This is a genomic window from Nonomuraea sp. NPDC049725, from assembly GCF_040674795.1.
GTDB classification, from domain to species: domain Bacteria; phylum Actinomycetota; class Actinomycetes; order Streptosporangiales; family Streptosporangiaceae; genus Nonomuraea; species Nonomuraea ceibae.
The window spans coordinates 543075-566728 of the sequence record NZ_JBFANJ010000005.1 but is presented as its reverse complement, the minus strand read 5'-3'; the positions used below and the strand labels follow the sequence as shown (position 1 = coordinate 566728).

Below are 23654 nucleotides of genomic sequence, written 5' to 3'. Positions count from 1 at the left end.
GAGAGGTGCGAAACGGTGACGACGATGAAGGCGGCCCAGAAGAGGGCCCAGGCCAAGGTGGAGTACAACGCGTTCCTGGCGGAGTGCCCCAGCCGGCGGCTGCTCGACCGGATCTCGGACAAGTGGGTCGTCCTGATCCTGTGCGCGCTGGGCGGCGACAGCGGCGCTGACGAGGGCGGTGCGGCTCCGCAGGCGATGCGTTACTCCGAGATCTCCCGCCTGCTGGCCGGGGTCAGCCAGAAGATGCTGACCCAGACGCTGCGGGCGCTGGAGCGCGACGGGCTGCTCGTCCGCACCGTGACGCCGACCGTTCCGGTCACCGTCACCTACGAGCTGACCGACCTCGGCCTCTCGCTCCACCGCATGGCGCGCGGGCTCAGGGGCTGGGCGCAGTCGCACATGGGGGAGGTCCTCGCCAACCGCGAGACCTACGACACCCGCGCCTCCGGCTGAGCACGGCCGGGCGGCGAGCCTCGGTGGCCCGCGCGACCCTGCCGCAGGAGCGCGCGGGTGCGGGCGGCCAGGACCAGGAGCCCGGTCGCGGCGGTCAGGCCGGCCGTGGCGAGAAGGGTCAGCCAGATGTGCGACAGCAGGACGAAGGTGACGTCACGGCCGCCGGTGACCAGCTCCAGGAGGCGCGGCAGGAAGACGAACCCCGGCAACGGCACCAGATAGGGCACGAGCCGGAGCGCCGTCCGCCACCGTGCGGCGCCGGCGCGGCGCCGCGCCCAGAGCCGCGCCCGGCGGGCCCTGACCGCCCCGGCCGCCGCGACCGACAGCGCCGCGGCGAGGGCGGTCAGGTCGGCGACGAAGGCCAGCGGCAGCGGGGCGCCCGCGCCGGACGAGCCCCGGGTCAGGGCGATCAGGTCCTCCATGACGGCCTCGACGTCGGCCTCCAGCGGCATCCGGCTGTTGGACATCAGCGCGATGCCGTATCCGGTGTCGGGCAGCAGCACCATGGTCGCCGTCGAGGTGAACGACGATCCGGGGTGCGTGATCTGCCGGGGGCCGCCGTAGGTGTCGGGATTGTCCCAGCCGAGGGCGTAGCGCCCGTCGGGCGCGCTGGGCCGGCGCAGCTCCCGCAGCCCGCGCCGGGACAGGACCGCGCTCGTCGCGTCCCGGGTGTGCAGGGCCAGCCACCGGGCGAGGTCGTCGGCCGTGGTGACGACGCCGGCCGAGCCGGCCACGAACCGGTCAGGCTCGGTGCGCGGCCAGGTGAGGCCGAGGAAGCGGTTGTGCCCGTCCACGAGCCCCGGCACCGGGTCCCGCCAGTTGCCGACCGTTACGGTCGAGGTCATCCGCAACGGGGTGAACACCCGCCGGTCGAGCTGGCCGGCGAAGGGCACCCCGCTCACCACCTCCACCAGCCGCGCGGCCACCCAGTAGTTGGGGTTGTGGTAGTCGTGCCGCATGCCCGGCGCGGCGGCCAGCCGGGCGTGGCGCAGGTCCGCCACCGCCTGGCGCAGGGAGTCCGGCTGGGGGAGCGTGGCCTCCGGGTACGTGGTGTCCGACATGCCGGAGCTGTGGTCGAGCAGGTGACGGACGGTGATCCGCCCGGCCCTCGGGTCGGCCGGGGCGAACTCCGGCAGATGGCGCACCACGGGATCGTCGAGGCCGAGGCGACCGGCCTCGACGAGCTGCATCACCGCCAGGGCGGTGAACGACTTCGACAGCGACGCGATCCGCATCGGCGTACGGCTCGTGACCGGCTCGCCTCGCGCGTCGTGCCCGTACCCGCCGGTGTGCAGGACGCGGCCGTCCTTGACGAGCGCCACCGCGACGCCGGGCAGGCGGGCCGGGCCGAGGTTGGCCCGCACCACGCCGGCGATCGCGGCCGGGTCCGGTCGCGGCGGCGCCGCCGCCGAGGCGGGGGAGGCCGCCGGGCCGAGACAGAACACGGCCGCGGCCGCACCGCTCACGAGCCGCCTGGTCAACACGTTCATACGCACTCCATCGGAAAAGGGCAGGCTTCATCGGAAAGGGGGAGGCTCCGCCGGAAGAGAGCAGGCTCCTTCGGAAAGGGGCAGGCTTCATCGGAAAGGGCACGGCGAGGGGACCGGCCGCGGCTCGCGGGGCCGCCCGGTCGTCGGGTCAGGAGGGGTTACTCGTTCAGGAAGCGCACGATGGCCAGGACCCGCCGGTTGTAGCCGTCGGCGTGCGCGAGGCCGAGCTTGTCGAAGATGGCGTTGGCGTGCTTCTCCACCGCGCTGCGCGAGACGTGCAGGCGGGCGGCGATCGACTCGTTGGTGTGCCCCTGCGCCATCCGGGCCAGCACCTCGTGCTCGCGCGGGGTGAGCCGGGCCAGGGCCACGGTGTCGCGGGCGCGGTTGAGCAGCCGCCGGACGACCTCCGGGTCGAACGCCGTGCCGCCGTCCGCCACCCGCCGCAGCGCCTCCAGGAAGTCGCCGACCTCGGCCACCCGGTCCTTCAGCAGGTAGCCGGCCCCGCGCGCGTCGCCGTCGAGGAGCTGGGCGGCGTAGCGGGTGTCGACGTACTGCGACAGCACCAGCACGCCGATCCCCGGATGCCGCCGCCGGACGGCGAGCGCGGCTCGCAGGCCCTCGCTGGTGTACGTGGGCGGCATGCGGACGTCGGCGATGACCACCTCCGGCCGATGCTCGTCACACGCGGCGACCAGCGCCTCGCCGTCGCCGACGGCCGCCACGACCTCGTGGCCGTCCTCGCCCAGCAGCCGGGTCAGCCCCTCACGCAGCAGCGTGTTGTCCTCGGCCAGCACTACGCGCACGGCAGCTCCGCCCGCAGCGTCGTCGGCCCGCCCACGGGGCTGTCGAGCTCGAACCGGCCGTCGTGGGCCGCCACCCGCCGGGCCAGGCCCGACAGGCCGCGCCCGTCGGCCCGCGCGCCGCCGACGCCGTCGTCGGCGACCCGGACCAGCAGGACGCCGCCGGACCGGCTGACTCCGACCTCGACGCGCCCGGCCCGGCTGTGCTTGAGCGCGTTCGTCACCGCCTCGCACACCACGAAGTAGGCGGCCGTCTCCACGGCCGGGCCGGGCCGTACCGGCAGGTCGAGGTCGAGGACGATCGGCACGCTCGACCCTTCGGCCAGCGACTCCAGCGCCGCCGGCAGGCCGCCGTCGTCCAGTGCCACCGGGTAGATCCGCCAGGCCACCTCCCGCAGCTCCTCCAGCGCGCGGCGGGACTCCTCCCGCGCCTGGCGGAACAGCGGGGCCGCGGCGCCCGGGTCGCCGAGGCGCTCGGCGCGGCCGAGCAGCATGCCCAGCGCCACCAGCCGCTGCTGCACGCCGTCGTGCAGGTCCCGTTCGATCCGCCGCCGCTCGTCGTCGACGGCCTCCAGGACCTCCGTCCGCGTCCGCGACAACTGCTGGACGCGGCTGCGCAGCATCTCCCTGTCGCTGGGCGCCAGGCCCCACTCCGCCAGCCGCCGCTCCAGCGCCGCCAGGCCGATCAGCGCCTGCGCCGCCAGGAACAGGACGAGGAGCCCGAACGCCGTCCAGGTGATCGGGTCGTACCAGCTCATCCCGGCCCGCGTGCCCGAGCCGCCGGACAGCGCCCGCCGGCTCACCACCACCCAGACCCCGACCAGCACCAGCACCGCGCCGCCGAGCCCGCCCACCACGGCGTGCGCCGCCACGTACGCGAGCGAGCGTCCCCCGGCCGGCCCCGGCGGTATCGCGCCGCCCAGGCAGCGGTTGACCCGGACCCGATCGGTCTCGGCCAGCCACCGGGTGCCGCGGACCGACCACGGCCGGGTCGCCGGCAGGGCCAGCATCGGCACCGCGACGACGACCCACGCCAGCTCGACCACGGCCGTCACCGCCCCGAGCACCAGCCCGGCCGTGCCGCGCGCCGCCCCCCGTACCACGTTCATGCTCATGACTCTAGGGAGCCGGCCGGCGATGCCGCATTGAAGGTTTCCGCACAGCCGGCCTTCCGCCACCCGCCGTCAGTCCGTTGCCGCGGCCTCGCGGAGGCGGGGCAGCAGGTGCGCCCAGCCGCCGCCGGTCTCCTCCTCCAGCGGGGCGGGCAGGCCGCTGTGGCGCAGGGTGAGCGTGGTGCCGTCACCGTCGGGGGTCAGGGTGACCTCGACCCGGGAGGCGCCGGGGCCGAGGCCGGGCGCTCCCGGCGTGGGCTCCCAGCCGAAGGTGAAGACCAGCCGTTCGTACGGGACGAGCTCCAAGAACTGGCCGCGCATCACCGGGCGCGGGCCCTCGTGCATCGCCACCCGCAGCGTGCCGCCGGGGCGGGCGTCCAGCTCGGCCGTCCCCCACCAGCGCGCCAGGCGGGCCGGGTCCGTGAAGAACCGCCACACCGTCTCGGGACGCGCCCGGATGTGCAACGTCTGCTCGATCGTCCTGCTCACGGTGATCCCTTCGCGTCGTGCTCGCCGGTGTCCGCGCGCTCTTCCCGCTCGGCCTCGCGCTGGAGGCGGCCGAGCGAGGTGGGACCACATCGACTCCAGGAACGTCACCGCCTCGGCCAGCCCTTCGGGGCGCAGCCGGTAGAAGCGTCGGTTGCCGGCGCGGCGCACGTCGACCAGACCGGCCGCCGCCAGCGTCCGCAGGTGCTGGGAGACCGCCGGGCGGCTGATCTCCGGGAAGCGCCCGGCGATCTCGCCCGCCGACACCTCGCGGTCCCGTACGAGGACGAGGATGGCGCGGCGCGTCGGATCCGCCACCGCCCGCAGGGCATCGTCCATGCGTTTGCGCACCCTCCGGGAGCTGTGTAAGTGTTTAAGCAACAGCTTACATACTAGCGCAGTGAGAGGGACACGCCCATGACGGAAGCCGGCAACACCCATGCCCCGCCCCCGGAGAACCGCCGCCTGAACGCCCTGGCCGGCCGTTGGCGCTCCCAGGGGCGGACCGTCGCCACCCCGTCCGAGCCGGCGATCCACATCACCGGCTCGGACACCTACGAGTGGCTGGCGGGCGAGCACTTCCTCGTCCACCGCGTGGACGTGCGCGTGAACGGCGAGCCCGTCGAGGTCATCGAGATGATCGGCCCCTACGACCCGGCGACCCGCACCTATCCCGCGCGCTCCTTCGACAACCACGGCGCCTTCGCCACCATGCGGGCGAGCGTCGACGACCACGGCGTCTGGACGTTCGCGGGGGAGACCGAGCGGGCGACGCTGACGATCGCCGAGGACGGCGCCTCCATGTCCGCCACCTGGGAGCGCACCGACGACGGCTCGGCCTGGCGCCACTGGATGGACATGACCTTCACCAAGGACCCCGCCGCCTGACGGGGTCCCGGAGCTAGCGGACCCTGATGAAGAACGCGTCCTTGTGGGCGATGCGGTCCCAGTTGTACCAGGCCAGCAGCACTTCGCCCGCCTTCTTGTTGTCCCGCCAGAAGACCGGCCTGGCGGAGAACATGTTCTGGTAGCGGGCGCCGCCGTACTCGTCGGCGGGATACTTCCAGCGGCCGGCGCCCTCGAAGGTGGAGGCGAAGGGATACTCGTCGCATTCGAAGGCGGGCCGGCTGTCAGGGCCGTCGGGGTCGTCCGGCGGCCACCTCGGCTCGTTCCACCGGGGGAAGTACGGATCGCATCCCCACGCCTTGGCCTCGTACCGGTTGGCGGCGACGCGCTTCTCGGAGTAGCCGCCGTCGCCGTCGTACTTCTCCACCAGCCGGTGCAGCGGGTTGCTCATCGACTTGCCGGGAAGCTGCTTGTCGGAGAACGGCGGCTTGGTCTCCTTCGGGCGGTTCAGTGCCTGGTCCAGATGGTCGGCGACCTCCTTGTACCCGCTGTTGGCCGCCGAGCTGAACGTCAGGAACGGATGCGGCCTGGCCTCTCCCGGGGGATCGGGCACGTAGAAGATGGAGCCCCGCTTGGCCGTGCCGTTGTACCAGGAGGAGTCGAAGCGGATGCTGGTGGCCGGGTGCTCGGCCTGCTCGGCGCCCAGGTAGCCGGGCACCTGGCCGAGGGAGAGCACGGTCACCTCGCCGTGGACGAACTGGTCGCCGTGCTGCCGGGCGGGCGGCTGAGCCTGTGAGATGAACTCGACGCTCGCGGTCCAGTCCCGCTGCCAGTGCGACACCGGCCTCAGCGCCCCGTTGGCGGTCGGCGCCGAACAGTCGGCCGGCGGGCCGTTGGTGTAGCACCGCATGCTGAGGCTGTAGGTGGCCTCCGGGTTGAGGAAGACCCCGGTGGGGACCATCGAGGTCACGTGGAAGCCGAAGCCCAGGTAGCGCTCGGACCTGCTCGGGCGGTCGGGGTCCTGAGTGTGCTCACCGTAGCCGATGACGGTGAAGGTGGTCCTCAGCTTGCCGTGGATGACGCAGACGTCGGGCCGCTGCGGGTCGCAGGCCTTGGCCGTCGACTCGGTCTTGTAGTCGCGCTTGCACCACGCGAAGCGGTTCTTGATCCAGCCGCCCGGCTCGTCGGCCTCGTCGCTGGCGGCGCAGTCGGACGGGCTGATGTAGTCGTAGTCACCCGCCGCGACCTTGCGCAGGACGTCGTCGGCATCGGTCCCGGCCGTGGCGTGCTCGGGGCCGCTCCGGGCCTGATCGGCGGTCTCGTCCAGGGTGAACGTCGTGGTGGTGGACCTGATCCAGTCACGGCCGGCCGCGGGGTCGGCCGCCGCCGGTGTCATCGACGCCAGGAGCGTGAGCGTCGCGGCGATGGCCACGCTGACAGAGCGCATGGCCATCAGCTCCCGCAGTAGGTGTGGAAGAAGTCGGCCCGGTTGTCCTTGCCGGCCTCCACGTAGGAGGCACGCGCGTTCGCGGCCTCCCGCCAGAGGGTGTCGAAGGGGTCGACGTCCCTGTCGTAGACCTCGACCAGGTGCCGGGTGTTGTTCACCCAGGAGGTGGCCTGGTTCCCGAAGCCGTAGTCGGTCAGGGACTGGTTGCCGCCGCAGTCGCGGAACTGCAGCATGCGCCCGATCCAGTTCCTGTCCTGGAAGAAGCAGTACCAGCCGCTCGGGCAGGTGGCGGCGGCGCCGGCGCGCGGGATGACGACCTTGACCGACCCTCCGGCGTAGGTGATCTCGCCCGGCGCGCTCTGCACACCGCCCGGGTAGTCGTGCAGTTGACTGTCCACCTGTTCCTGGACCGACGGATCCACCCGATCCGCCTGCGCTGCGCCCATCGGCATGGCCGTGAAGCCCGACAGCGTGATCAGCGTGATCAGCGTGACTGCCGCCACGCGCAGTGGTGTGAGCCTGGGTAACACGTCGCCTCCTCGCAGTTGTGTCAGGTTCGCCGGAAACAGTAGTCGAGGCTTTTGTCAAGAAACTCGGCTCCGGCGAGCAGTCGATATCGAATCGAAACGGTTGATGCACGCGGGGAATGGGGAACGTCGCCCTCCGGTGATGTGCCGGCCCTGTCCTGGCGGGTTTCGGGCAACCTGAAACGCGATCCCGTAATGGCCCGGAGCCCGGGAATGGTGAAGGCGTGCGGACCTGACTGTGCGGATATTGACGCCCTCACCGGCGAAGTGCACCGTCAGGACAGGGACGGCAACCGCACGGAGAACCCGCCATGACGGCGTACACGGTCATCGTCAACAGCCGTCGGCCGAGCCTGCAGGCGCTCGGCCATGCGAGCAAGGAGGTCAAGGACAGCGTCAGGCCACTGATCGAGGTCGTGGCCCGGCCGGGCGACGGATCCCCGAAGGTGGCCGTGGACCGGGTGACAGGGCAGCTCCGGCAGAATCGGCTGGACAGCGGCGTCGACCTCGCCCTGGACACGAGGCCGCTCGTCGGCCGCTTCGGAAAGCCGGGCGCCCGGGAAGCCTTGAAGTTTCTCGCCGTGGAGCTCGACTTCTATTCTTTCCGCCCCGTAGCGCATCTCGGCGACACCCTGGACGATCTCAACGAGGTGCGTGACGCCATTCAGAAACAACAGAGCGGAGTATGCCTCCGGGTGGACGGCGAATTCCTCCCGAGTTTGCGCGGCCCCGAGATGCTTCTCGAGCAACTGCGCTCCATAGGGGAACCGGCATGGCGTACCGACCTGGTGATCGACTGCGGCTACATCACCTCGCCCGCCACCGCCTTCACCCGCGTGGCGGACTGCCTGGGGCCGCTCGTCGACGAGGCCGGCCGCTGGCAGTCGGTCACCGTCGTGGCCGGATCGTTCCCGCCGCCCGAGACCTTCGTCACGCCTGCCACCGCGCAGGTCACGTGCATTCCCCGGCGTGAAGCCGACCTCTGGCGCCGCATCGCCGGCTCCTGGGACGAGGTCGGCTACGGAGATTACGGGGTCGACCATCCCGGCCTGCTGCTCGACGAGCCCGGCTGGCCCGCGCCCAACCTGCGCTACACGGTCGGGCGCCGATGGTTCCTGTACTACTGGCCCGTCGGTGAGGACCGGAAGCACACGCCCTTCTACGACCTCTGCCAGGAACTGGTCGAGTCGCCGGACTGGCCGCACGAGGGCGCGGACTTCTCCTGGGGCGACGAGCGGATCGCCAGGGCCGCCCGCAGGGACGGCGGCGCCGGTGGCGCCGGTGAGTGGAAGGCCTACTCGCTGTCCCACCATCTGGCCACCGTCGTCGGCATGCTCCGGCGGGAGGGGCGGCCGTGACGCCGTCGTGGACGCGCTCCCGCCTTCGGGCGATCGCGCAGCCGCGGGAACGCATGGGCCGTGGCGACTCTCCCTGACCGCGGCCGGAAGGCGCGATCAGGGAGAGTCACAAGATCTTGGCCAAGCGCATCTAGCGCAGGACCCTGTACAAGGCGGAGGTGAGGGAGGCCTTGGCGTCGTCGCCGTCGATGGACCACATCATGTAGCCGCCCAGCTTCTTGTGCCGGATGTAGGCGGCCTTCTGCAGCATCACCGTCGGGTCGTCGTACGTCCAGAACTCGTTGCCGTCGTACAGCCACACGGCGCCGGTCCTGAGGTCGCGGTAGCGCTTGCCGGGCTTGGCGAGGATGTCCTTGTAGTCCTCGGAGCCGGCTTCCCACTTGCCGGGGGCCGCGCCGGTGGCGGGCTGGTACACGCCGTCCCGGGCGGGGCCGGCGGGGACTCCGGTCCAGCCCTTGCCGTAGGCGGGGACGCCGGCGACGAGTTTGCGGGCGGGGGCGCCGCGCTCGCGGTAGTAGGTGATGGTCTGGTCGAGGCTCTCGCGGATCTCGTTGGGGTCGCGGCGGTCGTTGAAGAGGTTGGAGTGGTGGCCGGTGATCTTGTCCCACGGGCCGTGCAGGTCGTAGCCCTGGATGGTGGCGTAGTCGAGGTTGCGGAAGATCTTCGGCACCTCCAGCCCGGCGTCGATGACGCGGGTGGCGGCGGGCAGGAACGCCGTCAGCAGGGCGTTGCGCCGGTACTCGTTGAGCTGCGACCTGAGCTCGGCGACGAAGGCGGTGAAGTTCTGCTTGTCCTCGGGGCGGACGACGTTACCGGGGGCGCCGGGGAAGCCGGGCCACTCCCAGTCGAGGTCGATGCCGTCGAAGATGCCGGCGCCCGCGCCCTCGGGCAGGCCGGGCAGGTTGCCGCGCAGCCACAGGTCGATGCAGGACTTGGCGAGCTTGCTGCGCGACTCGGGGGTGAGGACGGCGTCGGAGAAGTGCGCGGAGCCGGTCCAGCCGCCCAGCGAGATCAGGATCTTGAGCTTGGGGTACTTGGCCTTGAGCTTCTTGAACTGGTTGAGGTTGCCGTTCAGCGCCTGGCCCTCCGCGTCGGCGACGCCGTCGACGCTCTGCTCGGCGGGCACGGGCCGCTGCCAGTCGGCCCAGGGGTCGGAGGAGTAGCACTCGGCCTGCTGGTTCACGAGCCCGAAGGCGTAGTTGATGTGCGTGAGCTTGCGGGCCGCTCCGCTGGCTTCCATGTCCTTGACGTGGTAGTTGCGGCCGTAGACGCCCCACTGGATGAAGTAGGCGACTCTCTTGAAGCCGTCGCGGTGGGCTTCGGCGGGGGCTGACACCACCGTCATGCCGAGTAAGAGGGTGAGGGCGAGCAGGACCTTCTTCACGTGACGTCTCCCGAATTTATAGGAAACTTTCCTTTAAGTGGCACTGACGGTAGGACGTCGCGATCGGCCAGTCAACGGGCGGACGGCAGGCTGCTGCATGCCGGTACCGGCGGGCGCGTAAGAGGCGCCCCGGCCGCTGGAGCCGGCGTCCCCCCGGTGACGGGTCCGGGCGGGCCGGCAGCGCGGGCCCGGATGAATACCGTGCCACCCGTCTTGGGCGGAAGTTGGGCGGGATTTGAGCGCCCTCACTGTCATCCTGCGAATGCCGGTCAGGCAATAAAAGGGCGGGCCGTCACCGACGGGAACGCGGTCTTCACGCCTGCGAAAGGAAATGCCCACATGTCCAAGCTGATCACAGTCGACGAGTGTGAGCGTCTTACCGCAAAACAGGTTCACGACCTTTACCGCAAATATGTCAGCCGCAGCCAGGTGTCCCTGATGACCTCGTTCGGATTCGGCCGCGAACTGGTCGACCGGGCGGAAGGCGCGTGGATCTGGACCCGTGACGGCCGCCGCATCCTCGACGTCACGGGCGGGGTCGGAGTTCTCAACCACGGGCACAATCATCCGCGCATCCTCGCCGCCCGCCGCCGCTTCGCCGACCGGCAGCGCATGGAGGTGCACAAGACCTATTTCTCGCCCTACGTCGCCGCGCTCAGCCACAACCTCGCCCAGTTGCTGCCCGGCGACCTGAACATGTCGTTCTTCCCGAATTCCGGCGCCGAGGCCGTCGAAGGCGCGGTCAAGATGGCGTACAAATACCATGAGGCCGAAGAGGGCAGATTCTCCACGCCGACATCAGCTTTCACGGCAAGCTGCTCGGATCCGCCGGCCTCACCGGCGGGGCGCAGAAGAATTTCGCCTTTCCCACGATCCCCGGCATCGGCAGCTTTCGCTACGACGACCTCGATTCCGTACGGGACGCGGTCCGCCGGGCCCGCCGGCCGGACGGCGGCTGCGATGTGTACGCGATTCTCATCGAGCCGTTCAGCGCGTCGACCATGCGGTTGTGCTCGGAGGAGTTCCTGCGCGGACTGCGGGATCTCTGCACCGAGGAAGGCATCATCCTGATCTTCGACGAGATCTACACCGGATGGGGGAAGTCCGGGAGCCTGTTCTATTTCATGCGCTACCCCGATCTCGTCCCGGACATTCTCACGACGTCGAAATCGTTCGGCGGCGGAAAGTCCTCGGTTTCTGCGTACATCGCGAGGGAGCCGGTGTTCCGCAAGGCGTACGACAACCTCACCGACTCCCTCCTGCTCAGCACGAGCACGACGTATTACGGGTTCGGCGAGGAGAGCGTCACCGCCATCGAGGCCGTCAACATCGCCGTCGAGGACGACTATCCGAAACGGGCGAGGGACATCGAGCAGGTATTGGCGCCAGGTCTGGACCGGATCCGCAAGGAGCACGGCCATGCGGTGGCCGACGTGCGCGGCGCCGGTGCGCTGTACGGCGTCTTCCTGGACGGCGGGCCGCGCATCCTCGATCTCGTCGCCAAATTGGCGCCCAGCGGCCTGGCTCGCGACCCGAATTTCCGCGTCAAACTGATCACCTGCTCGGTCATCGACGCCTTATATCATGATCACGACGTCTACGCGTATTACACCTTGAACGGCCGGAATCCGCTCGTCGTGGCACCCCCTTTGGTGGCGGAGCCCGCGGACGTCGAATACTTCCTGGACGCCCTGGACCAGACCTTGGCCAAGGGCCTGTCGCGGCTCCTCGTCCGATTCGTACGGGAGAAGGTGGCGCCGCGATGGCCGAGCGGATCGTAGTCACCGGAAGCGCGGGAATGCTCGGCGGCGCACTGGCCCGGCATCTCGTCGGGCAGGGCCGTGACGTCGTCGGCGTGGACCTGCGCCTGTCGCCCGACCCCGGCTACGGCTGGCGGCAGCGGATCGGCGACATCCGCGACACCGCGCTGCTGACCGACGCGATGGCGGGGGCCGACGCCGTCGTGCACTGCGCCGGTGCGCTGCCGAGCTACCCGGCTGCCCAGATCCACGACGTGATCGTCCACGGCACCCGCAGTGTGCTCGAGGCCGGACGCCGCGCCGGCGTCGAGCGGGTCGTCCACATCTCGTCCACCGCCGTCTACGGGCTGCCCAAGCTGGTGCCGACCCCGGAGGATCACCCGCGCGAGCCGGTCGACCCGTACACGCGGGCCAAGAGCGCGGCGGAGGAGGTGGCCGAAGAGTACCGGGCGGACGGCATGTGCGTTCCGATCCTGCGGCCCAAGACCTTCGTCGGCCCCGGCCGGATGGGCCTGTTCGCGATGCTCTTCGAGTGGGCCGAGGAAGGGCGCAACTTCCCCGTCCTGGGTGACGGCAATACCCGCAACCAGATGCTGGCCATCGAGGACCTGGTGGAGGCCGTCGTCGGCGTCCTTTCCGCTCCGGCGGACGTGGCGGGCGACACGTACAACATCGCGGCCGCGGAGTTCGGCACGGTCCGGGAGAACTTCCAGGCGGTGCTCGACGCCGCGGGCCACGGCAAACGGGTGGTCTCGCTCCCGGCCCGGCCGGCTCTGGCCGGACTCCGGATCCTGGAGCGGATGCGGCTCTCCCCGGTGTACGGGCGGCTGGCCCACAAACTGCTCGACGACTCCTACGTCAGCATCGACAAGGCCCGTGACCGGCTCGGCTTCCGGCCCCGGCTGTCCAACCGGGAAGCGATCCTCCGCACGTACGAGTGGTGGCAGGAACAACGTCAGGCCAGGTCGTCCGGGAGGGCGGGCCGGACCAGCCGCGATGCCTGGCGGCAGGGCGCACTGTCACTCGCGAAGGTCTTCTTCTGAGCCTGGCCGGAGGTTGCGACATGCACGTCATGGGATCCACCGGTGTGCCGAGGAACTCCGAGCGCCCGGACTCACCGGCAGAACAGGCCGAGGGCGGCCGGCTGCGGTGGGTCCTGGACCTCGTCCGGCTGGCGCGGCCGCTGCACTCCGTCAAGGCGGTCTTCTTCGTCCCGCTCGCGCTCATCGACGCCTGGCCCTGGAACGTCGCGATGGCCGGCAGGATCGCGTGGGCTGTGGGCGCGTTCATGCTGGCCTCCGCCGCGGTCTACGTCGGCAACGACATCGCCGACCGGCACCGTGACGGCCGCCATGAGGTCAAATGCCACCGCCCCATCGCCTCCGGCCGGATTCCGGTGTCGGTGGGATACCTCTACTGCGCCGGACTGCTCGCCTCGCTCGGCGCGATGCTGGCCTTCGCCCCTGTCCCGAGCTGGCCGGTGCTGGTGTACCTGGGGCTCAACGTGGCCTACAGCCTGGTTCTCAAGCACGTCCCGCTTGTGGACCTGAGCGCGGTGGGGCTGGGCTTCGTCCTCCGGGTCGTCCAGGGCTATCTGGCGGTGGGCGAACCCGTCGCGCACTGGCTCCTGGTCACGGTGCTGGCCGTATCCGTGCTGTTCCTCCTCGGCAAGCGACGCCAGGAACTCCTGGGCGCGGGAGCCGCGCACCGGCCGGCGCTCCGCGGCTACACGGTGGAGCTGACCGGCTGGCTCATGCAGGTCACGTCGGTGTTCGCCCTCATCTCCGGCCTCATGTACCTGGGAACCGGGGCTTCGCTGAGCCGCGACCACGGCCAGACGGCGATGGCGCTGTCCGCCCCGTTCGCGCTCTTCATCGTCTTCCGCTACCTGCAGATCCAGCTGACGAGCCGGAACGACGGCGACCCGGTGCGGCACCTGCTGCGCGACCGCACCCTGCAGTGCGCCTGTGTCCTGTGGGCGGTCGCGTTCAGCGTCCTGTTGATGCTCGACAACCATCCCGCCATGCCATGAACTCACGCCCTGGTCGCGTCCGGGTGAGGAATCGATGCCTGCCATGAGTGCTCACGAATTCGACGTTGCGATCATCATCAACTATTACGCTCCGTACGTCAGCGGGCTGACGATCTATGCCCAGACGCTGGCGGAGGGGCTGGCCAAGCGGGGGAGCCGGGTGGCGGTCGTGGCCGTCCAGCACGACGAGTCGCTGCCCCTGCGGGAGCTCCGCGCCGGCGTCTCGATCTTTCGCAGCCCCGTCCGCACCAGAATCGGGCGGGGGCCGGTGAGCCCGCAGTTCGTGCCCCTTGTCCGGCGTGTCGCTCGCCGGTCGGCGATCGTCAACCTGCATGTGCCGATGCTCGAAGTGGCGCCGATCGCGCTGAGCGTGCGGGACCGGCCGTTGGTGATCACGCACCACACCGACCTGTGGCTGCCACCGGGAGTGGTCAACTCGGTCGCCACGAACGCGGTCAGCCGTTCCACGTGGATGGCGATGCGGTTCGCCGACGCCGTCGTACTCAACAGCTCCGATCAGGCGCGTGGCTCCAAACTGTGGCCCATGATCAGGCGCAGGCACTGGCGCGGGATCGCGCCGCCGTGCCTGGATCGCCGGGGCGCCGAGCCGAACCATCGTGACGGCCCCGGGCTGCACATCGGATTCCTCGGCCGGATCGTGGAAGAGAAGGGGATCGAATACCTCATCCGGGCATTCCAGCTCCTCGACGACCCGGACGCGCGGCTGCTGATCGGCGGCGACTGGATCGAGGTGGCCGGCGGCGGAATCGAAGATCGGCTTCGCCCGCTCATCGGCGACGACAGCCGGGTGCGGATGCTCGGCATGCTGAGAGGAGGCCAGATCGACGACTTCTACGCGTCGATCGACGTCTTCGCCCTGCCGTCCATCTGGGAATCCTTCGGCATCGTGCAGGCCGAGGCGATGATGGTCGGCGTCCCTTCGGTCACCACGGACTTTCCTGGAGGACGCTCGCCCGTCATGGAAACGGGGTTCGGCCGCCGGGTCCCGATGCGTGATCCGGCCGCGCTGGCCCGCGCGATCACCGAGCTCGCGGCGCTGACCCCGGAAGAGCGCGCGGAGGGCGGGCGCAGGGCCCGGGAGCTCTACGACAAGGAGAACTGCTTCAAGGCGTACGAGGAACTGTTCGATCAGCTCGTTCCGCTCCGGGACCGCCCCTCCGTCATCGGCTCGCATCGCCGAACCACGATGGTGCGATAGCGGTGCGTTCCTCGAAGAGCGTTCTCAAGGTTCTGAGAGTGGCCGTCTACGCGGCCGTCGCCGTCTTTCTGGGCTGGCAGGTCTGGCGTGTACGACATGGACTCGCGGACAGCCTGAGCTCCGTGGGCTGGGGGGCCGCCGCTGCCGCGGTGGGGGTCACCGTGATGGCGAACTTCCCCGGATTCTTCGGGTGGCGGCTCCTGGTGACGCGCACCTGCGGACGCCTCGCCGTTACCGACGCGGCCTGGCTGTATTTCCTCTCCGGGGTGACGATCTACCTGCCCGGGGCGATGTGGCCCACCGTCACCCAGGCCACGCTCGCGCGGCGGGTCGGAGTGCCGGCGACCAGGCTTCTCGGGGCGGGCCTGGTGATGATGATCATGACGGCGATCGGCGGGACGCTGGTCGGGCTGCTCGCCCTCCCGCGACTGGTGGCGGACAGTCCCCGATGGTGGCTGATGGTGCCGCTCGTGCTCTGCGCCTGTGTGGTCATGCTGGCGCCGCCCCTGCTGAGGCGACTGATCCGCCTGGGCCAGCGGCTACTGCGACGGGGCGAGCGTGAGATCACGCTTCCCACCGGCAGGGTCTCCCTGGCGGTGATCGCCCTGGGCGTTCTCGGATGGTGGTGCACGGGCCTGCACGCGGCGATCATCGGCATCGCCCTCGGGGTGCCCGCGGCGTCCGCCATGACGCTGGGCATCGGAGGGTTCGCGCTGAGCGCCGTCGCCGGAGGGCTGTCGTTCGCGCCGGCCGGCCTGGGGGTGCGCGAGGCCGTGCTCAGCCTCACCTTCGGCGTTCTGCTCGGCGGGCCGGACCTGGTCACCCTGCTGTTGCTCAGCCGGGCCATCACGACCTTGGGCCACGTGGTCGCGACCCTCGGCGTGCTGGGGATGCTGGCCGGAATCCGCCGCGTGAAACCGTCAGACACTTATCGACAGGTCAGTTAGGACGCACGCTCCGATGGAACACGCACAGGCGCAAGAAGGCAATCCGTCCCTGTCCCCGCCCGAAGGAGACGACACGGGGGAGCCGCGGGAGACCCCGGGCGCACGACGCCGCTGGTGCAAGGGGACACGGCTCCTCGTGGCCGCCACGGCGGCGTGGATCACGTACCTCGTCCTGCTCATCCTGTTCGCCGGGCGGTGGTGGGTGTGGTCCGTCTTCGAGGCCACTCCTCCGGTGACGGCGGTGGTGGTGCCGCTGCTGCTGCTCGCGTTCGTGTGGTTCGCGCGCCCGGTCCGCCGCTGGCTCTCGGTCGTCCTGGTTCTCCTGCTGCTGGCCGGGGCCTATCTGGCCGGTTACGGCCGTGGATGGTCAGGCACCACCAGTGCCTCCGGCGGGATCAAGGTGTTCGCCTGGAACACCGGATACTGGGAGATGTGGGACGACAGGGATGACTTCTACGCCTTCCTGCGCCGCCAGGATGCCGACGTCTATCTCCTGCAGGAATATCTGCACGCGAAAGAGGCCGCGCCGTACAACCACGTGTTCCGCATCGACGAGTCGGCCCGGCTGCGGGCGGAATTCCCCGGCTACCACCTGTCCGTCGACAGCACGTTCGTCACTCTTTCCCGGCTGCCCATCGTCGCGACGCACCATGAGCACGTGCCCGGCACCGGCTCCCAGTGGTTCTGGAAGGCGGCGAAGAACCAGCGCACCGACATCCGGATCGACGGGCGCACGGTCTCCTTCTACAACGTCCACCTGCCGACGCCCTTCCGGCTGGGGGACAACCCCTTCCGCGGCAGCCTCTCCGGCGTCTTCACCTCGCAGACCGCCCGGCTCATCGAGGAACAGGCCACCTGGCGGCTCAAGGAACTGGACAGGCTGCGCGCGGACCTCGCCGGTAACCCCAACCCGGCGGTGGTGGCGGGTGACTTCAACACGCCCTGGATGGAGCTCTACCCCCTCGGATCCGGTACGGAGGCGCACTGGCCCCGGAGCTCCCTGGGGGCGCCTCACACGTGGCCCGTCCGCGACTACTCGCTGCCCGCGCTGTGGCGCCTCGACTGGCTGTACACCAAGGGCGACGTGGCCGTCTCCAACCACCGGCTGGCCGGCGGAGGGGCCTTCTCGGACCACCTGGCCCAGCAGTTCCACGTAGGCGTCCCCCGTCCCTCGTGACGAGACAGGAGCAGAGATCGATGCAGGTCATAGCCACCGGGTTGGGCCGTACGGGAACGACGTCCCTCGAGGTCGCGCTGGTACGGCTCGGATTCGGCCCGTGTTTCAGCGCGGGAGCGATCTTCGACAGGACGGAGCTGATCCGGCCGCTGCTCCGGATCATCGAGGACGACTCGGCGCCCTGGGAAGGCATCCTCACCGGGTATGCGTCACTCCTGGGCGAGCCCGCCTCCGTCTGCTGGCGCAGGCTGGTCCGCTGCTATCCGGAGGCGAAGGTCGTCCACACGGTGCGCGACCCCGAACGCTGGCTGGACAGCATACGGAAGACGCTGTACGAGCGACGCCGGCGCGTCGATTCGCTGCCCGGAAAGGCCGCTGTCCTGCTGTCGTCGATGTTCGGCACGGATCTCGCTCCACTGGTCAGGCTCTTTCAGGTGACGTACGAGGCGCAGGCCCTGCGATTCCTGGCCGAGCAGACGCCGCAACGTGCTGTCGAGCTGTTCGAGGAGCACACCGCGCAGATCCGGGAGACCGTACCCGCGGACCGGTTACTGGTTCTCGACGTCCGCGACGGCTGGAAACCGCTCTGCGCATTCCTCGAGGTGCCGGTGCCCGATGAGCCGTTCCCCCGGGTGAACGACACAGCGGAATACAGCAGCAGCCGAGGCGGCTTCGGAGGGAGGGCGCTCCCGCTGCTCCTGGGCCGGACGCGACCCTGGCCGGGCGCCTAGGAGGCCAGGTGGCACCGCGGAGATGCGGCCCTGAGCCGTAGGCGGTGGCGGGCAGGCGAGCGACCGGACATGGTCCGAGGGCTATGTCGGCAGCGGTGTGAGCTCCGCCAGGTCGTCGGCCGGCCGGCGAGGCGCGAGTGCGGGATCGTCGTGCAGGACCGCGGCATGGAGCTGCCGGAGCCGGGGCCCTGGCGCGATCCCCAGCTCGTCGGCCAGCCGATTCCGCACGCGCGTGTACGCGGCCAGCGCCTCGGCGCGGCGACCGGAGCGGTAGAGCGCGACGATGAGCAGGGCCCAGAGCTCCTCGTGCAACGGGTGATGCGCGACGAGCCGGTGCAGGTCGTTGGAGGCCGCCGCGTGCTCGCCGAGCCGGATCCTCGTGTGGTAGTAACGCTCCAACGCCCACAACCTCCGTTCGGTCAGCCGGGTGAGCTCCGAACACAGCGCGGGCCCCGCCCGGCCGCCCTGCATGGGCGCGCCCCGCCACAGGTCCACCGCCTGTCGCAGCGCCGTCACCGCCCGGGACAGATCATCCGCGGCGAGCGCGCGCTCGGCCTCGTCCAGCAGCCGCTCGAAGACGTCGGCGTCCAGCTCGCCCGGCTGAACCACGAGCAGATAGCCACCGCTGCGGGTGACCAGCCGGTCCCCGCCATGCGGCACCGCGTCCAGCCGGCGGCGCAGCCTGGACACATAACTCCGCAGATTCGTCTCCGGGGACGCCAGCGGGCGATCCCACACGGATTCGACGAGATAACCGACGCTCACGGGCTCGTTCGCATGCAGGAGCAGCGCGCCGAGCAGCGTCTGTTCCCGTGCCCCGCCCAGGTTGACGCGAGCCCCGTCCTTGAGCACTTCCACCGCGCCCAACACCCGGAACTCCACCGGCCCGATCCTCCCGGCGATCTCGAGCCGATCGCCCTGCGCGTCTGGCATGCAGCCTCCCCCGTTTCGCGTATCAGTAGGTGCCGATCCTTTTGGTTGTCCAAGGTGTCTAATTGCGCGGACGCCCGGCTGATTGTCCGGGGCGTTCATGGACGGCAGAATCGCCACCAGGACGTGGAACGCGATGGCCAGTTCTGCATCGTCCCCTCCTGTGTCGGTCCAGGATGTCCGGATGCTACGGGAGGCCGATTTCGATCCGCTGTACGCGGCTACGCGGGCTCGCGCACCGGCTGCCGGTCATCGAGATCAACCGGCGAGCTCCACCGCGAGGGTGCCGTCCGCCAGGTCATCACCTGAAGAACGCCAGCCGATCGTCAGCTCGTCGAACTTCCAGTGGCAGATCTCTACCCGGACCCCGTCGAAGTCCAAGACGATGGGGCAGTCGGCGAACCAGTCCCCGTCCTCGACGAAACGCGCGATCGCGCGGCAAGGCCCGGTCCGTGCTGCACGCGGACAGCTTCGAGCCCGACGAGAAAGGTCGGCTGAAACCCGGAAATCCCCATCACGCCAGGCGATTGTCCAGGTTCTATACGGAACCGGCCAGCTGATAGCGAATAGCCCCGCTTGACAGAACAGACTTCACATAATGATGGGCCCGGAGCTGGCGTAGGGCGCCGCCGGTGGCCTGCCGAACGATGGGCGGTCGCGCGGCCCGCATCCGTTCGTGCGGGAAGACCCGAGCGGACTGGGGTTTCGTGGTTCAACGATATGACAGGGGTGACGGCGATTCGGATCGCCGTCACCCCGTCGGGGTTACGTGGAGGGCTGGCGGACGAGCATCACGTGGCTGGTCCTCGCCGACTCGACGGCCGAGTTCGCCACCGATCGGATGACGTACGTGTACTTGCCGGCCGTCTCGGGCGTGTCGGCGAAGCTGAACGACCCGTCGGCACCGGTGGTTATCTTGGCCAAACTCTTCGAGGTACTGCCCTCGGAATTGGAGACGGTACGGGCGACGAGGACAACGCCGGGCGGGAAGGTGATGCCGTCGGCGGCGAACGTTCCGCTGAAGGCGAGTGGCTCGCCGACGGTGCCGGTCTGCGGACCGGTCACCGTGAGCACCGGCTGGTACCGGCTCACCGCGACGACAGCCGTGTCCCAGCTGCTCCGGAACCATGAGTTGCCCGGCCAGGACAACCTGTATTCGTACGACCCTCCTGCCGGTGCGGTGTCGGTGAACTGGTAGGTGCCGTCCGCCTCCGTGGTGACTTCCCGGAAGGGCCGCGAGGTGCCGTCGGGGAGCCAGCTGTACAGCTCAAGCGTCTGTACGCCGGGCAGCGCGCCGGAGCTCAGCGTGAGCCGCCCGTGGAAGGTCAGCTGCTTGAGCGCGGTCGCCTCGGACGGAGCCGTCATGGTCAGGGCGGAGGCGTGGTACGGCGAATGCGGCAGCCGCCAGAGGTGCATCCGCCCGGTGCCGGGCTCCTTCAGCACCGCGTAGGTGAGTACGCCGTAGAAGGCGATGCTGCCCGGCACCAGCGTCTTCCCCTGGTGGCCGGCCGAGTAGATCACCTCCGCCGTGGCCGGGTCGTACACCACGAGCTCCGCCGCGTCGCCCGCGGCGGAGTTCCAGCCGCCCACGACGTAGGCGTCGTCCTGGCTGGCCGCGACGGCGGCGGGGATGCCATGCTCGCTCAGCTCGCCGCTGTCGTACGCGCGTGTCGTGGCTTTGGTCGCCGTGTCCCAGGCGTCGAACCGGTGGGTGTCGGCCAGCGCCGACAGCGCCGTCGACCCGTGGCCGGCGAGCGCGAGGTCCCGCAGGGCCGTGCCGGCGCGCATCTCGCCGAGCGGGGTGGCCGGAGCGGTGCCGACGTCGTACAGCCTGATCGAGGCAGGGCCGGCGCCCGGCTCTCCCGCCGCCAGCGTGCGACCGGCGACGGCGACCAGCGGAGGCTGCGTCGTGCCCGACTCGACCGGCACGAGGGCGGGCGTGGGCCTCCACGTCTCGAGCGCGACGACGCCTCCGGCCCCCGCCTGCCCGCACCCGTAGCCGACCCACACCCGCTCGTACGCCTGCGCCAGCGTGGACGGGCACGGGTAGGCGCTGAGGTCGACCCGCCTGGTGATGGCGAGCGTCGCGATGTCGATCTCGATCACTTCATGCGAGTCGCGCAGCGCCGCGTACACATGCCTGCCGTTGTCCGCCACGGACAGGGCCAGGGCGCCGGACAGGCCGCCGATCGTGTCGATGAGTGTGCCGTCGCTCTTGGTGACCACGATCCGGTCGTCGGCGGCGACGAAGATCTTGCCGGTGTGCCCTACCACGTCACCGCCCCTGCCGGCGGTTACGCCGAGGTCGGTGACGGTGTCGGCGGCCGAGGCGGCGGGCGCCTGGGCGACGAGCAGGGCCGCTGCCAGGAACAGGGAGCCGGCCAGGGCGACTAATCGGTGGGGGAGAGGAGCACGGCCAGAGTTGGAGAAGCGCACATGCACTCCATTCAGGCGGGAAATTGTCGAACTCATGTTCGCATACGTGATCATCGCCGTCCAGTGCGATCTCAGACCATGCGGATCTCGTGCGGGGCGTCGCCGGCGCGGTGTCGCCGCCAGGGCACATGCCTGCAAGGCCGGCCGACAGGCCCAGTGGGCTCACCATCGCCACGAAGGGCTGGACATGTGCGAGCCGAGGAGCGCGGCCGGCCTGCACCGCATCCGGTAGGGCACGCCGGACCGCCTCGCCGTAGGCGCCTGGCCCGTCGCGGCAGACGATCGCGACCCCCGGGTGGGAGCGCAGCCACGTCTCCAGGACCTCGGCCCCGCGGCCGGGCAGGGCATCGATCCGCTCGCCCGTCTCGGTGTCGATGAGGATGGTGGCATACCGGTGCCGGCGCTTGAGCGCGAAGTCATCGACCCCCAGCACGCGCGGGATCCGCAGCGGCGGCAGCGGCAGCCGTATCAGCAGGGTTCGATGGGTTCGTGACGCTTCTCGGTCGTGTGGGGTCGATGGCACGGCCGACTGGAGCGGCCCGGGACCGGGCGCCTAAACACGGCTCCCACGCCGGCTGCGGAGCTCGCGCAGATCCACCCGGACGCCGCGGAGGTCCCTGCCGCCGACCGCCTCCAATTCGACCCGGAAGTTCGCGCGGTACTCACGGGGCGACATGTTCTTGAGTTCGCGGAAACGGCGGTTGAAATTGGAGAGGTTCCCGAATCCGGAGTCGGCGGCGATCACCGAAACCGAGCGATCCGTGTCGCGCAGCAACTGGCAGGCCCGGTTGACGCGGACGAGGTTCACGTAGTGGGAGACGGTGAAACCGGTGCTGCGGGAGAACAGCCGGCTGGCGGCGCTGGCGTTCATGTGCGCCGCCGCTGCGATGTCGTCCAGCGACAACCGGGCCGTGTAACCGGAATGAATCACCTTCATCATGGCTTGGATCCGCAGCGCGGTGCCGTGGTGGAGAACGGACGGGCTCCGTCCCGTCGTGAGCAGGATGTAGGGCGCCCGGCTCAGCATGACGAGGATCCTGATCAGCTCGACCGTCCGCTCCGGGGCTGCGAGCCGGTCAAGGCCCGCGAGCGGGGGGACCACCTCAGGAAAGTGGATGCCGCGCAGCGAGTCGTCGAGCATCCGCCCGACGTTTCCGAACACCGGTGAGTCGAAGAACTCCGGGCCGAGAAAATCCCGGGTGAAATGGACGACGATCGCCTCGATCGGCTCGCTCTCGGGCGTCGACACGTACGTGTGCGGCAAATTGGGACCGAACAGGGAAAGGTCTCCGGGCCGGTATTCCTCGACCGAGCTCCCGGCCAGGCGGGTGCCGTTTCCGTTGAGGATGTAGGTCAGCTCGTAATCGTGATGAAAATGCCAGTACGCATCCAGCCGAGGCTCCTGGAACCGAGTGTAGCGCCAGTTGACCGGGAATTCCGGCTCAAGATGCTCATAGACGATACGCATTGACCCTGGTCCTTCTTTCGCGCAGCCCGGTCCCCCGTGCTCTCCACTCAGCGTAGCCGCCGCGCCGGCTCACCCGTCGTGGCCCTGGGGCCCGGACTCTCGCCGTCCGGCTACGGCGTCAGCCGGACCTCGCGGCCACCGATGACGTACTCGGTGAGGTAGATGGAGCCGTCGGGCCCGGCAGCCACGCCGTGGGGACTGTTGAGCGTGCCCTCGACCAGGTCGGGCCGGCTCAGGGTGCCGCCGCGCCGGGCGTTCGGCCAGCCGTCTCTCTTGCCGGCGGCGGGAAACGGGATGATGTGCCGAAGCGCGCCCGTCTCCAGGTCCACCGCGGTCAGCGCGCCGTCGAGGTCGGTCACGATGAGTTCGCGCTCTCGTACGGCGAGGCAGGTCGGACTCCTCAGCCCGGGGTGGGTAAAGGTGCCGTGGTATGTGCCGTCCAGCCCGAAGGTGACCAGCCGCCGGTTGCCCCTGTCGGCCACGACCAACTCCCGGCCGCGATCCGTTTCGGTGATCACGAGGCCGTGCGGGCACGCGAAGGGCAGCCCCGATTCGGAGCCGTCGATGGTCCTTTCGTGCCCGCGGTCGCCGTAGAGGTGGACGAGGCTCGCGCCGTAGCCGTCGGCGACGAAGACGGCCGGCCCGTCGACCGCGATGGAGGTGGGCCGCCAGGGATCCTTCGCGTACGCCGGGTGCGACGGCCGGCTCAACGCGGTGAACTCTCGTGTCCTGAGGTCGAGGCGGCCACCGCGGCCTTCGCGTGCCTCGACGTCGTAGTCCGGCGGTCGCGGCTTGAAACCCGGATCCGCGAGCCAGAGCGCACCTCCACGGCGAGGGTCGTAGCTGATCCCGTGGATTTCGAGCAGGGGCACCTCGATCTGCTCGACACCGCCGTCGAGCGCTCGCCGGACCAGAACCGCCCCGCCGCCGGGGTGCGCCCAGAACAGGTTGCCCTCCCGATCCAGCGCTATGCCGGAATGAGACCATTCCGTGCTCGCCGGCACCCCGGACGGAAGTGTCTGCCAGCGCATCGTCCCGCCGGACGCGGTGC

General features: G+C 70.1%; 21 protein-coding genes and 2 pseudogenes. 10 read left to right on the top strand and 13 right to left on the bottom strand.

Features of this window, described 5'->3' with window-relative positions:
* The first annotated feature begins 15 nt into the window (after nucleotides 1–15).
* A complete protein-coding gene (locus AB0J53_RS16950) occupies nucleotides 16–453 on the top strand; it encodes a helix-turn-helix domain-containing protein (protein ID WP_364172887.1) in 438 nt (145 codons plus the stop codon).
* Here AB0J53_RS16950 and AB0J53_RS16945 read toward each other — a convergent pair.
* From AB0J53_RS16945 to AB0J53_RS16930, 4 genes are all read right to left on the bottom strand, one after another.
* The gene (locus AB0J53_RS16945) at nucleotides 429–1943 is read right to left on the bottom strand and encodes a serine hydrolase domain-containing protein (RefSeq protein ID WP_364172884.1); all 1515 of its coding nucleotides are present in this window, start codon (nucleotides 1941–1943) and stop codon (nucleotides 429–431) included. The genes AB0J53_RS16950 and AB0J53_RS16945 overlap by 25 nt on opposite strands.
* A 158-nt stretch (nucleotides 1944–2101) precedes the next feature.
* On the bottom strand, nucleotides 2102–2746 hold the full coding sequence (locus tag AB0J53_RS16940; protein ID WP_357591121.1) for a response regulator transcription factor: 645 nt from the start codon (nucleotides 2744–2746) through the stop codon (nucleotides 2102–2104).
* Nucleotides 2737–3852 (bottom strand): histidine kinase, encoded by a 1116-nt coding sequence (locus AB0J53_RS16935; protein WP_364172881.1) that lies wholly within the window; start codon nucleotides 3850–3852, stop codon nucleotides 2737–2739. Before AB0J53_RS16935 ends, AB0J53_RS16940 begins: the two co-directional genes overlap by 10 nt.
* A gap of 75 nt (nucleotides 3853–3927) precedes the next feature.
* Entirely contained in the window at nucleotides 3928–4680 is a 753-nt protein-coding gene (locus AB0J53_RS16930; RefSeq protein WP_364172879.1) for a metalloregulator ArsR/SmtB family transcription factor, read from the bottom strand.
* 78 nt (nucleotides 4681–4758) lie between these two features.
* Here AB0J53_RS16930 and AB0J53_RS16925 point away from each other — a divergent pair, with 78 nt between their 5' ends.
* Nucleotides 4759–5229 (top strand): DUF1579 family protein, encoded by a 471-nt coding sequence (locus tag AB0J53_RS16925; protein WP_364172876.1) that lies wholly within the window; start codon nucleotides 4759–4761, stop codon nucleotides 5227–5229.
* A 13-nt stretch (nucleotides 5230–5242) separates the two neighbouring features.
* Here the strand turns inward: AB0J53_RS16925 and AB0J53_RS16920 are convergent, their stop codons facing one another.
* The gene (locus AB0J53_RS16920) at nucleotides 5243–6634 is read right to left on the bottom strand and encodes a hypothetical protein (protein ID WP_364172873.1); all 1392 of its coding nucleotides are present in this window, start codon (nucleotides 6632–6634) and stop codon (nucleotides 5243–5245) included.
* Nucleotides 6635–6639: 5 nt separating this feature from the next.
* A complete protein-coding gene (locus AB0J53_RS16915; RefSeq protein WP_364172870.1) occupies nucleotides 6640–7164 on the bottom strand; it encodes a peptidase inhibitor family I36 protein in 525 nt (174 codons plus the stop codon).
* A gap of 308 nt (nucleotides 7165–7472) precedes the next feature.
* On the opposite strand from AB0J53_RS16915, the gene AB0J53_RS16910 reads away from it, so the two are divergent.
* Complete coding sequence (locus tag AB0J53_RS16910) at nucleotides 7473–8519, top strand: hypothetical protein (protein ID WP_364172867.1); 1047 nt, start codon at nucleotides 7473–7475, stop codon at nucleotides 8517–8519.
* 130 nt (nucleotides 8520–8649) lie between these two features.
* Here the strand turns inward: AB0J53_RS16910 and AB0J53_RS16905 are convergent, their stop codons facing one another.
* Nucleotides 8650–9903: a glycoside hydrolase family 18 protein gene (locus AB0J53_RS16905; RefSeq protein WP_364172865.1), complete on the bottom strand. Its 1254-nt coding sequence runs from the start codon at nucleotides 9901–9903 to the stop codon at nucleotides 8650–8652.
* A 192-nt stretch (nucleotides 9904–10095) separates the two neighbouring features.
* Here AB0J53_RS16905 and AB0J53_RS16900 point away from each other — a divergent pair.
* The 7 genes and pseudogenes from AB0J53_RS16900 to AB0J53_RS16870 all read left to right on the top strand — a co-directional run bounded on the left by AB0J53_RS16900 (nucleotide 10096) and on the right by AB0J53_RS16870 (nucleotide 17769).
* A pseudogene (locus AB0J53_RS16900) lies at nucleotides 10096–11684 on the top strand (aminotransferase class III-fold pyridoxal phosphate-dependent enzyme).
* Entirely contained in the window at nucleotides 11666–12706 is a 1041-nt protein-coding gene (locus tag AB0J53_RS16895) for an NAD-dependent epimerase/dehydratase family protein (protein ID WP_364172862.1), read from the top strand. Before AB0J53_RS16900 ends, AB0J53_RS16895 begins: the two are co-directional and overlap by 19 nt.
* Nucleotides 12707–12726: 20 nt before the next feature.
* Nucleotides 12727–13695, top strand: coding sequence for a UbiA prenyltransferase family protein (locus tag AB0J53_RS16890; protein ID WP_364172859.1), 969 nt, complete (start codon nucleotides 12727–12729; stop codon nucleotides 13693–13695).
* 43 nt (nucleotides 13696–13738) lie between these two features.
* Entirely contained in the window at nucleotides 13739–14914 is a 1176-nt protein-coding gene (locus tag AB0J53_RS16885) for a glycosyltransferase family 4 protein (protein WP_364172856.1), read from the top strand.
* Between the two features lie 38 nt (nucleotides 14915–14952).
* Nucleotides 14953–15861, top strand: a complete 909-nt coding sequence (locus AB0J53_RS16880) for a lysylphosphatidylglycerol synthase domain-containing protein (RefSeq protein ID WP_364172853.1) — start codon at nucleotides 14953–14955, stop codon at nucleotides 15859–15861.
* A 136-nt stretch (nucleotides 15862–15997) separates the two neighbouring features.
* Entirely contained in the window at nucleotides 15998–17038 is a 1041-nt protein-coding gene (locus tag AB0J53_RS16875) for an endonuclease/exonuclease/phosphatase family protein (protein ID WP_364172850.1), read from the top strand.
* Between the two features lie 20 nt (nucleotides 17039–17058).
* Nucleotides 17059–17769, top strand: a complete 711-nt coding sequence (locus AB0J53_RS16870; protein ID WP_364172847.1) for a sulfotransferase family protein — start codon at nucleotides 17059–17061, stop codon at nucleotides 17767–17769.
* A gap of 81 nt (nucleotides 17770–17850) precedes the next feature.
* Here the strand turns inward: AB0J53_RS16870 and AB0J53_RS16865 are convergent, their stop codons facing one another.
* The 6 genes and pseudogenes from AB0J53_RS16865 to AB0J53_RS16840 form a co-directional block, all read right to left on the bottom strand.
* Nucleotides 17851–18702, bottom strand: a complete 852-nt coding sequence (locus tag AB0J53_RS16865; RefSeq protein ID WP_364172844.1) for an AfsR/SARP family transcriptional regulator — start codon at nucleotides 18700–18702, stop codon at nucleotides 17851–17853.
* A gap of 255 nt (nucleotides 18703–18957) precedes the next feature.
* A complete protein-coding gene (locus AB0J53_RS16860) occupies nucleotides 18958–19080 on the bottom strand; it encodes a hypothetical protein (protein ID WP_364172842.1) in 123 nt (40 codons plus the stop codon).
* 384 nt (nucleotides 19081–19464) lie between these two features.
* Nucleotides 19465–21135: a hypothetical protein gene (locus AB0J53_RS16855; RefSeq protein ID WP_364172839.1), complete on the bottom strand. Its 1671-nt coding sequence runs from the start codon at nucleotides 21133–21135 to the stop codon at nucleotides 19465–19467.
* A gap of 214 nt (nucleotides 21136–21349) precedes the next feature.
* A pseudogene (locus tag AB0J53_RS16850) lies at nucleotides 21350–21601 on the bottom strand (transposase); the annotation flags it as partial.
* An 87-nt stretch (nucleotides 21602–21688) separates the two neighbouring features.
* On the bottom strand, nucleotides 21689–22603 hold the full coding sequence (locus tag AB0J53_RS16845) for an AraC family transcriptional regulator (protein WP_364172836.1): 915 nt from the start codon (nucleotides 22601–22603) through the stop codon (nucleotides 21689–21691).
* A gap of 110 nt (nucleotides 22604–22713) precedes the next feature.
* The gene (locus AB0J53_RS16840) at nucleotides 22714–23634 is read right to left on the bottom strand and encodes a hypothetical protein (RefSeq protein ID WP_364172833.1); all 921 of its coding nucleotides are present in this window, start codon (nucleotides 23632–23634) and stop codon (nucleotides 22714–22716) included.
* Between the last annotated feature and the right edge of the window lie 20 nt (nucleotides 23635–23654).